Source organism: Halorubellus salinus, from assembly GCF_020567525.1.
Lineage (GTDB): Archaea > Halobacteriota > Halobacteria > Halobacteriales > Natrialbaceae > Halorubellus > Halorubellus salinus.
On record NZ_JAJCVI010000005.1, the window covers coordinates 163038 to 175049 of the forward strand.

Annotated in this window: 13 protein-coding genes and 1 pseudogene; 9 read left to right on the top strand and 5 right to left on the bottom strand. The window is 68.1% G+C overall.

The annotated features are described in order from the left end of the window. Positions 1-547: 547 nt before the first annotated feature. Entirely contained in the window at positions 548-1156 is a 609-nt protein-coding gene (locus tag LI336_RS14970) for a DsrE/DsrF/DrsH-like family protein (protein WP_227133952.1), read from the bottom strand. A 2-nt stretch (positions 1157-1158) separates the two neighbouring features. Then, complete coding sequence (locus tag LI336_RS14975; protein ID WP_227133953.1) at positions 1159-1404, bottom strand: sulfurtransferase TusA family protein; 246 nt, start codon at positions 1402-1404, stop codon at positions 1159-1161. A 261-nt stretch (positions 1405-1665) separates the two neighbouring features. Here LI336_RS14975 and LI336_RS14980 point away from each other — a divergent pair, with 261 nt between their 5' ends. The 7 genes from LI336_RS14980 (at position 1666) to LI336_RS15010 (ending at position 6959) form a co-directional block, all read left to right on the top strand. Further along, positions 1666-2850: an MBL fold metallo-hydrolase gene (locus LI336_RS14980; protein WP_227133955.1), complete on the top strand. Its 1185-nt coding sequence runs from the start codon at positions 1666-1668 to the stop codon at positions 2848-2850. A gap of 1 nt (position 2851) precedes the next feature. Beyond that, on the top strand, positions 2852-3322 hold the full coding sequence (locus LI336_RS14985; RefSeq protein ID WP_227133957.1) for a YeeE/YedE family protein: 471 nt from the start codon (positions 2852-2854) through the stop codon (positions 3320-3322). Next, positions 3319-3792 carry a DUF6691 family protein gene (locus tag LI336_RS14990; protein WP_227133959.1) on the top strand — a complete coding sequence of 158 codons (474 nt, stop codon included), beginning with the start codon at positions 3319-3321 and terminating at the stop codon, positions 3790-3792. Before LI336_RS14985 ends, LI336_RS14990 begins: the two co-directional genes overlap by 4 nt. A 477-nt stretch (positions 3793-4269) precedes the next feature. Next, a complete protein-coding gene (locus LI336_RS14995; RefSeq protein ID WP_227133961.1) occupies positions 4270-4419 on the top strand; it encodes a DUF7512 family protein in 150 nt (49 codons plus the stop codon). A gap of 2 nt (positions 4420-4421) precedes the next feature. After that, positions 4422-5462: a sulfite exporter TauE/SafE family protein gene (locus tag LI336_RS15000; protein ID WP_227133963.1), complete on the top strand. Its 1041-nt coding sequence runs from the start codon at positions 4422-4424 to the stop codon at positions 5460-5462. 162 nt (positions 5463-5624) lie between these two features. Further along, a complete protein-coding gene (locus tag LI336_RS15005; RefSeq protein ID WP_227133964.1) occupies positions 5625-6035 on the top strand; it encodes a helix-turn-helix domain-containing protein in 411 nt (136 codons plus the stop codon). 51 nt (positions 6036-6086) lie between these two features. Next, positions 6087-6959: a DUF2270 domain-containing protein gene (locus LI336_RS15010; RefSeq protein WP_227133965.1), complete on the top strand. Its 873-nt coding sequence runs from the start codon at positions 6087-6089 to the stop codon at positions 6957-6959. 97 nt (positions 6960-7056) lie between these two features. Here LI336_RS15010 and LI336_RS15015 read toward each other — a convergent pair. Both LI336_RS15015 and LI336_RS15020 read right to left on the bottom strand, forming a co-directional pair. Then, positions 7057-7806, bottom strand: a pseudogene (locus LI336_RS15015) (TVP38/TMEM64 family protein); the annotation flags it as partial. 15 nt (positions 7807-7821) lie between these two features. Further along, positions 7822-8442: a DUF2238 domain-containing protein gene (locus LI336_RS15020; RefSeq protein WP_227133967.1), complete on the bottom strand. Its 621-nt coding sequence runs from the start codon at positions 8440-8442 to the stop codon at positions 7822-7824. A gap of 64 nt (positions 8443-8506) precedes the next feature. Here LI336_RS15020 and LI336_RS15025 point away from each other — a divergent pair, with 64 nt between their 5' ends. Together LI336_RS15025 and LI336_RS15030 are read left to right on the top strand one after the other, a co-directional pair. Next, positions 8507-9109, top strand: coding sequence for a metal-dependent hydrolase (locus LI336_RS15025; RefSeq protein ID WP_227133968.1), 603 nt, complete (start codon positions 8507-8509; stop codon positions 9107-9109). A gap of 183 nt (positions 9110-9292) precedes the next feature. Beyond that, on the top strand, positions 9293-10426 hold the full coding sequence (locus tag LI336_RS15030) for a PstS family phosphate ABC transporter substrate-binding protein (protein WP_227133969.1): 1134 nt from the start codon (positions 9293-9295) through the stop codon (positions 10424-10426). A gap of 156 nt (positions 10427-10582) precedes the next feature. Here the strand turns inward: LI336_RS15030 and recJ are convergent, their stop codons facing one another. After that, a complete protein-coding gene (gene recJ / locus LI336_RS15035; RefSeq protein ID WP_227133970.1) occupies positions 10583-11995 on the bottom strand; it encodes a RecJ family nuclease in 1413 nt (470 codons plus the stop codon). Positions 11996-12012: the final 17 nt, after the last annotated feature.

Sequence of the window (12012 nt, forward strand, 5' to 3'; positions counted from 1 at the left end):
GGGTTGGCGGTCGAACGAACCGTCCGCGAGTGTCCGCACTCTACCTGTCGGCGTCACTGCGACGTTGGCACGACATCTTCGGGTGAGCTAGCGTCTGCAGTTGGATGGCGCGAGAACCGTCGAACGCGCATGTCGGTTCACCCTGGCGACGATTCCTCGGGACGCGGAGTGCAGTCGCTCTTCGAACCGGACGGACCAGGGTGAGGGTCGTGCACGCGATGGTGCGTTTCACTGAACGTCTGTCGTTCCGGGTCGAACACCCGGTGGAGGATCGTGTGCTCGGGGACCCGCCGGCGAAGCCACCAGGTCGTTCGGGCTCGCGGACCGGCTGCCCGCATCTCTGTGTCTCGCGTCGAGATGAACCTCGCCAGATCGATGGTACGGGTCGTTTTCGGCTGTCTGAAAGGGTCACGGTGGTCGCGTGCCGAACCATCCGACCAGCCTGCATAAACTGGTTGGCGCTATACGAAACCGGCTAGTGTGGTCGATAGCGACGGCTCCCGGCGGCGCGGTCGCTATCGAACTGCTCGAAGGAGGATGGGTCGGTTCAGACGAGGAGTTGGACGTCCGCGTCCACCATGTCGCCGAGGGCGCTGGCAGCGCCGACGCCAGTGGTGACGCCGTCGAAGAAGTCGTCCTCGTCGTAGTCCATGAGGTCGATGGTCATCTGGCACGCCTGGAACTCGACGCCCATGTCCAGGCTCGTGTCGATGAGTTCCTGGATGGACGCGGTATCGTTGTCGGCGATGCGCTTCTCCATCATCTTCGTCGTGAGGCGGTCCATGCCGGGGAGTGCGCCAAGCGCGTTCGGCATCGGCATGTTCGGATTCCCCACGGCACTGAGCTGGAGGTTCTGCGAGCGCTCCTCGTGGAGGATGTCCAGCCCCCAGAACGTGTGGAAGACGGTGACGTCCCAGCCGAACGCGGCGGCGGTGCTCGCGAGGATGAGCGGCGGGTACGCCATGTCGAGCGTGCCCTTCGTCGCGATGATCACCATCTTCCCCTGGTCGTCGCCCTCGTCGGTGCGGACGTCCGCGAGCTCGTCCTCGAGTTCGTCGATGCGTGCCTCGAGCGCGGCGACGTCCTCGGGCGAGACGCTGCCCGCGGCCGTCGCGGCGGCGTCCTCGGTCTCGCTGGCGTCGGTATCTGTGCTCATCGTCACTCGGTCTTCCGGACGTAGTGCTTGTACACGCCGTCGCCCTCGACCTGGTCGAGGAGCTCCACGCCGTTCGTGGTGTCCGCCCAGCCGGCGATGTCGCTCATCGAGCCGGAGTCCGTCGCGACGACCTCGAGGACGTCGTCGACCGCGAGGTCGTCGATCGCCTGCTTGGTCTTGACGACCGGCATCGGGCAGTTCTCTCCTTTCACGTCGAGCGTCTCGGTGGCACTGATGTCTACACTCATCGTTGTGTGTACTCCACAATATTGCGCTATGCACTAAATATCTGACGGTGCCGGACGAGCGCTGTCGAACGCGATAGAGCCACGTAGTCGTCGTCGGGTCGCTCACAGACAGCAACTAGAGCCATTCGGATGCGCGTTGAGCGTGTGTTCGTGAGTTCGGGCGACGTTGGCGGGAGCCGACGGGGCGAGATATAGTATTGTGGATGTTGTGTACAACTATCCAAACCGTTAAGTGCGGCGGTCGGATACACTCGACCGAAGATGAGCGAGCAACTGTTCCCAGAGACGGACGCTACCGTCGACAGCATCGACGCCGAGACCCTCTACGAGCAGGTCGAGGACGAGGACGACGTGACACTCCTCGACGTGCGCGCCAGTTCGGAGTACGACGACTGGCACATCGACGGCGAGAACGTCGACGTCGCGAACGTCCCGTACTTCGAGTTCCTCGACGACGTCGACGACGACCTCCTCCACCGCGTGCCCGACGGTGACCCAGTGGTGGTCGTCTGCGCGAAGGGCGGCGCCAGCGAGTACATCGCCGCACAGCTCGAAGACAACGGGTTCGACGCCGTCAACATGGACGGCGGCATGAACGAGTGGGCGCGCCTCTACTTCGCGACCGAGATCGACGCGGACACCGACGCGACCGTGCTCCAGTACCAGCGGCCCTCGAGCGGCTGTCTGTCCCACATGGTCGTCTCCGACGGGGAGGCGCTCGTCGCGGACCCGCTCCGCGAGTTCACCGACCGCTACGTCGCGGACGCTGCCGAGTACGACGCCGAAATCAAATACGCGGTCGACACGCACATCCACGCGGACCACATCAGCGGCGCACGCGACCTCGCGGACGCGGTCGACTCGGTCCAGGCGGCGTACCCGCAGGCGTCGCTCGACCGCGGCGCGGCGTTCGACCCCGACGTCGTCCTCGAGGACGGCGACGAACTCGCGGTCGGCGACATCGTCGTCGAGGCCGTGTTCACGCCCGGGCACACGACCGGGATGACGAGCTACCTCGTCGACGACGCCGCGCTGTTCACCGGCGACTTCCTGTTCACGGAGAGCGTCGCCCGCCCCGACCTCGAGGACGGGGACGAGGGCGCGCCCGACGCCGCGCGCTTGCTGTACGACTCGCTGCAGACGCTCCGCGAGTTCGACGACGACGTCGTCGTCGCACCCGGACACTTCTCCGACGCGGCAACGCCTGCCGCCGACGGCACGTACACCGCCACGCTCGGGGAACTGTTCGACGACATGAGCGCGCTCTCGATGGACAAGGAGGCCTTCGTCGACTTCGTCCTCAGCGACATGCCGTCGCGCCCGGCGAACTACGAGGACATCATCGCGACGAACCTCGGCGAACAGGATCCGGACGCCGACGAGGCGTTCGAGCTCGAGCTCGGCCCGAACAACTGCGCGGCCAGCAAGGACGCGATGACCGAGTAGGATGCTCGAGACTCTCTTCCCGAACGGGATCGCGCAGTACGCGATCGGTGGAGCGTTCGTCGGGCTCGGCGTCGTCATCATCTACGTCGGCACCGGTATCATCGCGGGTGCGAGCACGTTCCTGGAGTCGACGTGGTCGTACGTCTCGGACCTGGACCGGTTCCAGCGCCGGAAGTACGTCGCGTCCCGGGACTGGCGCGTGGTGTTCACGCTCGGAATCGTCCTGGGAGCGGCCGCGTACACGTACGTGACCGGTGACTTCAGTTACTCGACGCGCGTGGAGCCGTGGCGGCTCGTCGTCGGCGGGTTCCTCGTCGGCGTCGGCACGCGCCTCGGGAAGGGCTGCACGAGCGGGCACGGCGTCTGTGGCGTCGGGTCGCTCTCGCAGACGTCGCTCGTGAACGTCGCCACGTTCCTCCTGGTCGCGATCGGGACCGCACAGCTGGTGTTCGCGATGGGGGTGCGGCCATGAGCTCGGAACCGACCGACCGCGGGCTAGCGTTCAACCTCATCGTCCTCGTGGGCGGGCTGGTGTTCGGCGTCGGGCTCGCGGTGAGCGAGATGGCGAAGCCGGAGGTCGTCCTGAGCTTCCTGCAGTTCGAGGACTTCGGGCTCGTGTTCGTGATGTTCGGCGGGAGCATCGTCGCGGGCGCGTCGTTCTGGCTGCTGAGCAGGACGGGCAAGGCGGCGCCGCTGACGGGCCGCGAGTACGCGCGCCGCCTGAAGTCGTTCGACCGGAACGTCCTCGCTGGCGGCGTCGTCTTCGGCGTCGGCTGGGGGCTCTCGGGCATCTGTCCGGGTGCGGCGTACGCGAGCGTCGGCATCGGGAACCTCACCATCCTGTGGGCGATCGGCGCGATGTTCGTCGGGGCGTACGCGCAAGCGCTCTGGCGGCAGTGGAGCGCGAGCGACGCGGAGTCGGCGGCGACGACCGCCGACTGACCTGAATCCCGATCTCCTTCGACGCTGTCCGGTCGCTTTCTCCCCGTGAACCGCTCCGTCACACGGGTCGCTTTCTTTCCGTGAACCGCTCCATCACAAGGGTCGCGTTCTTTCCGCGAACCGCTCGATTCCTCCTCGGCCGTTCGGGTAGTCGTTCTCGGTCGTTCCATCATTCCACTTTCGTGGTGGCGAGTGTCTCGTCCGTCGCTCTGTGGGATAGCCGGTTCATGGGGTGCTCGCTCGGGCGCGTGGGAGTGGTCGCTCGGGCGCGCTCTCGAGCGGCTCGTTCGGGTGACGAACCGTCAGTGAGGCGTCCGGTTCGGCCGGCGTAGTCATGCGTAAGTTATGGATGGCGATGGGTTGGGTAGCGAGATATAGTATTGTGCGCTCTTCCCAAAACCGTTAAGTCCCGCTGTCGGCTACGGTCGACTGCACAGAAATCCATGCTCCACACAATACTGAAGCAGGTGATCGTCGATGTTCGGCATTGAGATCTCGCAGGGCGTCGTCGACGGGGCGACGCTCATCGGCATCGTACTGCTCGAAGCGATACTCCTCTACGTGGGCTACGGCGTCCTCGAGAAGCTACTCGGGCCCCGCCTCACCGCGTTCCTGCGGGGTGACTGACCATGGAGGTATTCGGCGTCGCACTCTCGCTGCTCGTGATGTTCAGCGGCTTCGGCCTCCTCATCGGTCTCCTCTTCGGGTTCTTCGGGATGGGCGGGTCGTTCCTCGTCACGCCCGCACTCCTCGTCATGGGGTACAAGACCGACGTCGCGGTCGCGTCCGGTCTCGCGTTCGTCTTCGGGACCTCCGTCATCGCGACGCTCAAACACCGCGACCTCGGGCAGGTGGACTACAAGCTCGGCGTGCTCATGATCGCCGGCACCACCGCCGGCATCGAGGTCGGGAAGATCGGCCTGCACTGGCTGCAGGACATCGGACTCGCGAACACCGTCGTCAGCGTCTCCTACGTGTTCCTGCTGGGCGCCATCGGGGTGTTCATCACGTACAACGCCGTCAAGGGCGGCGACGACGACGGCGGCGTGAGTCACGACGCCGACGGCGACGAGGAACTGGACGCCGACGACATCCCGGACATCGCGAAGAAGATCCAGTCCTACCGCGTCCCGCCGATGATGAAGCTCCGCGGGGGCGTGCGCGTCTCGCTCTGGATGATCCTCAGCGTCGCGTTCCTCACGGGCCTCCTCTCGGGGTTCCTGGGCGTCGGCGGCGGGTTCATCCGGATGCCAGCGCTGTTCTACCTCATCGGCGTCCCGGTGCCGGTCGCGGTCGGGACCGACCTCTTCGAGATCGTGTTCTCCGGTGGTATCGGGAGCTTCCTGTACGCCATCGACGGCGCGGTCGACCTCGCCATCGTCGCGCCGCTGCTCGCCGGGAGCGCACTCGGCGCTCGCATGGGCGCGGCCGCGACGAGCCTCGTCGAGGAGTCCGAGATCAAGGTGTACTTCGGCGTGATGCTGCTGCTCGGCGCGACCGCAGTCGCAGTCCGCGAGGTCGGCGGTATCGTCGAGATGCCCGTGCTGGACCTCGTGAGTCTCGCCATCATCGTCGGCGCGGCACTCCTCGTGAGTGGCGCGGTCGTCGTGAGCTCGATTCGCGAGCTCCGCGCCGAGAAGACGCGCCCGGCCGCACAGACCGCGGACTGACCGTGCGACCCATCGTTCGTCGACGACGCGATCGTCAGCTCTCGTCGTCGACGAACGAACCCATCGGGGCTGAACGCGCTTCTCGCCCCCGGAAACGTCCGTGCACGGTGTTGCACACACCGAACAAGACTTTTACGCACAGAGTGCGAAGGGAGAGTAACGATGGCAAACTCGATGCAGGAGTACCTCCAGCAGGACATGCAGTGCGAGGGGCTGCTGGAGTGCATCCACGGACTGAAAGAGCTCGACCGGGAGGTCTACATGACGATCGTGGACAGCCCCGAACCGTTGACCGTCGACGAGGTCGCCGACCGCGTCGACCGCGAGCGCTCGACGGCGTACCGCGCCGTCAAGCGCCTCCAGCAGACCGGGTTCGTCCAGCAGGAACAGGTGAACTACGACCAGGGCGGGTACTACCACGTCTACAAGCCCGTGAACCCCGACGACGTCGCGGACGACATGCAGACGATGCTCAACGAGTGGTACGCGAAGATGGGGACGCTCATCGGCGAGTTCCGCGAGAAGTACGACGAGCAAGCGACCGCGCAGGAAGCGACCGCGACCAGCGAGTGACGTCCGCGGAGGCGGTCCGATGACCGGCGACTCCGCGACGGAGGCACTTCGATGACTACCGATTCCCCCACGCACGACGAGCCACCGGCATCCGCCGACGCCGCCACGAACGACGAGGGGGCGGCGTCTGGCAGCGCCGCCACGGACGACGAGTCGCCGGCATCCGCCGACGCCGCCGTGGACGACACCCGGCGGGCGGCGGACGCAGAACCGGTGGCGGGCGAGCGCGGTGGCGTCGACCCGACTGCGGGTGCGGCCCGGGACATCGGCCGCGGCCTGTTCGAAGAGGAGATGGGGCCGGGGTCGTCGCTCGCGCACCTCTATCGCGGCGAGATACATCGGATGAAGTTCTGGCGCGAGCGCCTGGACCGCACGACGAACTGGGCGGTGACGACCATCGCCGCCATCCTGACGTTCTCGTTCTCCAGCCCCGACCACCCGCACTATCTGCTGCTCGCTGGGTCGGTGATGCTCGGTATCTTCCTCGTCATCGAGGCGCGTCGCTACCGGGGGTACGACGTGTGGCGGAGTCGCGTGCGCGTCCTCCAGGAGAACGTCATCGCGCACGGCCTGGACCCGCGAGAGCAAGTGCAGGACGACCGCTGGCGCGAGCGGTTGAGCGACGACTACCGCGAACCGAAACTGAAGATATCGGCGGAGGAGGCGCTCGCGCATCGGTTGCGACGCGTGTACCTCCCGTTGTTCTCGGTGCTCGTCGTCGCGTGGGTGGTCCGCGTGACCGTGATGGCGACCGCCGGCTGGCCGGCGAGCGCCGCGATCGGGACGATACCGGGTCGCGTCACGACGGCCGTGGTCGTGCTCGCGTACGCGGCGCTGTTCGCGGTGTCGTTCCGGCCGCGCGAGTGGCAGGCGGAAGCGGAGTTGCGGACCGAGGACCTCTCGGCGTGGGACGACCGCCGCTGACCGCGCGCTCCCACCAACCGCTGACTGCGCGTACGCGTTCCTACTTCGTGTCGGCGAGCACGCGATAGATGCGGTCTCGTTCGAGGTACGCGAGGAGGGTGGCGCCGCCGGCGGCGGCGAGAAGGATGGCGGTCGTGGCGTACGCGTCGGTGGCGACGCCCGCGCCAGCGGTCGTGAGGACGATGTACCCCGGGAACCGACCGACCACGGAGACGAGCGCGACGTCGCGTGCGTCGAGCCCGAGGACGCCGGCGGCGAAGCAGACGACGTCGTCGGGGACGCCCGGCACGAGGAACACGAGGAACGTCGCGAGGAGCCCGCGACGGTCGACGATCGCGTCGAGGGACGCGAGCGCGTCGTCGTCGACGAGCCGTTCGACGCGCTCGCGGCCGAGCGCGGTCGCGATGCGGACGGCGGCGTACGTCCCGATGGTCGCGCCGAGGAGGCTGTACGCGAGCCCGCGCCACGGCCCGAACAGGTAGCCGGCGAGGAACGCGAACGTCTGCCCGGGGATGGGCGCGACGACGACCTGCGTCGCTTGCGCGAGGACGAACGCGACCGGTGCGAGCGGCCCGGTCGACAGGACGAACGTGCGGAGGGCGTCGAGTGACGTGACGTCCGCGAACGCGCGCCCGAACGCGGCGACGACGACGGCGACGAGCACCGCCAGTGCGGCTGCGTACGCGAGGAAGCGACCGCGGTCGACGTCCGGCGCGAGGAGCGATAGACGCGGCACGGGTCCGCGTTCACAACGCGGGCGCTTGAACGTACGTGCCGAGGAACCCGGCCGAGCGCGCGACGAAACGTGCCGATGGCCCCGGTCGAGCGAGCGACGGCGTACCGGCATCGAGCGGCTGCGGGGTCAGTCGCGGAGGCGGTCGGCGAGGTGTCGCGCCGGTTCTTCGAGTGGCCCGTGGCCGAACAGCGCGACGACGACGCCGCCGGCGGCGTCGAACACGAGGTCGAGTACGGAGTCCTCGAGGCCGTACACGACGAGTACGGGGTCGAAGCCGGCCGCGATGGCGAGTTGACGCATCCCTTCCTCGCCGACCTCCCAGACGACGCCGGCGGCGAGCGCGAACGCGACGACGTACGCGCCGAGGAACGGCTGCGGGATGTAGATGCGGCGGTCGTGTTCGTCGAACGCGGTGACGACGACGTACCCGACGCCGGCGACGACGCTCGCGGACAGCACGTGCGTCAGGTGATCCCACCACCAGACGTCGTCGTAGAGGGCGACCATCCCGACGCCGTGCAGGAGGACGGCGACGGCGACGTACGAGGCGGTCCACGGCGGGAGCGGGACGTCGAGGTCGCGTCGGATGACGCCCGGGAGGTAGGAGACAGCGAGTGCGCCGGTGGCGTTCACGATGACGGAGACGTTCCGCGTGAACGCGCCCACGACGAGGACGCCGACGATACCGGCGCGCGCAACTCGCGTGACCTGACGCGGATCCAGGAGCGCCCTGCGGAGGGAGTGCACGCGCTCGGGTACGACACGCGGTGACAAAAAGGTGCAAATACTCGCGGGCCCTACCAGACTATCCATGATGGGGACGACACACGCGTTGGCTGGGGCCTTCCTCGGGGCGGCGATAGCGGTGGTCGCGCCCGAGTTCGCGGCGGTCGTGGTGGTGGCCGCCGTCGCAGGGAGCGTCGCGCCGGACCTCGACATCTACCACGGGCATCGGCGGACGCTCCACTATCCCGTGTACGGGTGGGTGGTGGCGGCGCCAGCGGTCGCACTCGCCGCCCTCGTCCCGTCACCCGGGACGGTCGCGGTCGCGACGTTCCTCGCGGCGGCGGCGCTGCACGCCGGCATGGACGTCTTCGGCGGCGGGCTCGAGCTCCGCCCGTGGGAGGGCGGGAGCGAGCGCGCGGTCTACAGTCACTATCACGGCGCGTGGCTCGAACCGCGACGGCTCGTGCCCTACGACGGCTCGCTTCACGACCTCGGGCTCGCCGGCGTGCTCGCCGTGGTGCCCGCGGCGACGCTTCCGGAGCCGATTCCGGCGTTCGTCGCCGCGGTGCTCGCGGTGTCGGTCGCGTACGTCGCGCTCCGCAAGCGCCTGGCGGCGGTCTGGGCGACCGTCGCCCGCGCGCTCCCCGCGCCGGTCGCGCCGTACGTCCCCGAGCGCTTCTACGACTGACGGACGAGACATCGCACGCTTGGTGGTCCCTTCGACGACGGGACGACCCAGTCGCAACCATGTCTACGTTCCACACACGGTTCGTCAGAGTCGACCCAACCCGTATGACTCGAATTGTGGACTATGAGGGAGCCGTACCCCTATTATAAACCGCTTTAGTGAATCTGGAGGGAGTAGCTGGTGATGGCCGACAAGTCACAGCGGGTTGCTGACGTCGTATCGCGGCGGAAGTTCATCGCGACATCCGGCGTTGCCGGTGCCACGGCGGTCGCCGGCTGCATGGGGGACTCGGGCGGCGAGACCGAAGCGGACGACGACTCCTCGGGCGGCGAGTCGACGACGTCCGGGAGCGACGACGGGAGTGATTCCTCGTCGAGCGGACCCACGACGCTCACGTCCGGTGGGTCGTCGACGGTGTACCCGATCATGAACACCGCGGCGTCGTACTGGAACGCGAACCGGCCCGCCAGCGACACCGAGTACTGGCCCCACGGCGAGTACGGCATCGACACGGACAAGAACCTCGCCGATTACTGGGGTGGCCTCTACGGGTTCCAGGGCGAGGACGGCGACCCGCCGTTCCAGTTCACGGTCGGCCTCTCTCACTCCGGGACGGGCGTCGAGAAGGTCATGAACGGCCAGCACGACATCGGCAACTCCTCGGGGAACGTCGAGGACGAACTCCCCGACCGCGACTCCTACGACGACTTCGTCGACCACGTCGTCGGCGTCGACGGCCAGCCCCTCGTCGTCTCCCAGGAGATCGCCGACGCTGGCGTCGAGAAGATCACCGGCGACGAACTCAAGGGCCTCTACAAGGGCGAGATCACGAACTGGAGCGAGCTCGGTGGCCCGGACAAGGAGATCCAGGTGCTCGGCCGCGTCAAGGGCTCCGGGACCCGGACCAGCTTCGTCGCGAACGTCTTCGGGAACCCCGAGGAGGACACGAGCGTCGCGAACCGCTTCGGGCAGAACCAGCGTCTCGCGCAGGCGATCGCACAGGCCGACAACGCCATCAGCTACCTCGCGCTCGCGTTCATCGACACCAGCGGCCTCGCGCCCGTCGCCCTCGAATGGGAGGGGACCACCTACAGCTATCAGGACGACCAGAACGGCCTCGACTCGAAGGCCTACCCGCTCTCGCGTGACCTCCACTGTTACACGTGGCAGGGCACCAGCAAGCAGGAAGCCGCCGTCATCCGCATGGTCCTCTCGGACTTCGGCCAGGACACGTTCGTGAAGCCGAACAACTACTTCGCGCTCGGCAAGCGCCGCCAGGAGGAGCAACTCGCGAAGCTCCCCGAACCGTCGAACTGAGCAGGCGAGCCACCTGACCGACCCGCGGGCGTCGGTCGCCGCGTCACCACGCGTCATCCCACGTCACCCTGCCACCGCCCGCATCTCTCTTTCGCGACCAACGTCCCCGGGAGCGACCGCGTCGGCTGCTTCGGTCACGGGAACCGCGAGACCCAGTCAGCCGAGCTGCTCGCCGACGATGCGGTCGGCTTCGGCGACGAACGCCTCGCGTTCGCCGCGCGGGATGGTCGCGCCCGCGGCGACGTCGTGGCCGCCACCGTCGCCGCCGACCGCGCGCGACGCCTCCTGCATGACCGCCGAGAGGTCGAGGCCGTCGCGGACGAGCGCGTGCGTGCCGCGCGAGGACACCTTCACGTGCTCGTCGTCCTCGTTCGCGAACGCGAGGATGGGGCGGTCCCGCGCCACGCCGTCGGCGCCGAGTGCCATCCCGGCGACGATGCCGACGATGGTCTCGCGGATGCGGTCGTCCGCGTCGAACCACTGCACGTGCTCCTCGTACGTGACGCCCTCGTTCTCCACGAAGGTCACGCCCTCGCTGAGGTTCCGTCGGTGGTTCCGGAGGAGTTCGCGAGCGCGGTCGAGTGCGTCGTCGCGGTTCCCCAGGCAGACCGCGAGCCCGACGTCGGCGCGCTCGTAGCGCGCGGTCGCGTTCAGGAGCGTCGAGAACTCGCTCGAGTCCCGCAGTTCGGTCCCTTCCGGTTCGTTCGGGAACGTGTACGAGGTCGCGACGAGCTCCTCGATGCGGCTCGCGGGCACGCCCCGGCGGATGGCGTGCTGGATGAGCGCGCTCGCCACCGCCGCACGCTCCTGCATGGAGAGGTCGACCCACGTCCGCCAGTCGCCGTCCGCGTAGCACTCGACGTCGATGCCGTCGAGGAATCTCCTGACTCCCTCCGGGTCGTTCGTGATGCCGGGGATCGAGACGTCGCTCGCGTACTCGAGGAGTTTCGGGAGCGGCCTGGTCTGCTTGCCGTACACCGCGAGGTCCTTCGCGGTGTCGAGCGCGCCGACCGCCACGCCCTCCTCGACGATGCCCGCGTTCGCGCCGACGAGTTCGCCGGACTGCTCTTGCATGTCGCCGACCGCGCCGACGACCGCGAGCGCCGCCAGGTCGCGGTTGTCCACGCCCGCGGGTTCGAGAGCGCGCGCGAGGACGTACGCTGCGCCCGCACCCGAGAGCTCGGTCGCGCCGTTGATGCCCTCCAGCAGCGGGTTCAGGTGGAACTCGGTGTCGGCGTCGGCGGGCTGGTGGTGGTCCGCGATCACCGGGACGAAGTCCCCGCGTGCCTCGTGTTCGGCGATGACGTCGAGCTGGCCGCTCCCGAAGTCCGTGAACAGCACGACGTCGAACTCGCGCGCGGCGATGCTCGCGATCTCGGTCTCGTCCAGTTGCTTCTTGAACACGACCTCGTGGGGGACGTCGGCGCGCGCGAGCGCGCTGGACGCGACCGCGGCGCTCGTGAGGCCGTCGGCGTCGATGTGCGACGCGAGGAGGACGCGGTCGGCGTCCCGGATGCGGTCGGCACAGGCCGTGGCGCGAGCGTCGAGTTCGGGGACGGGACCTGCCATCACCGGATGTAGTCGCG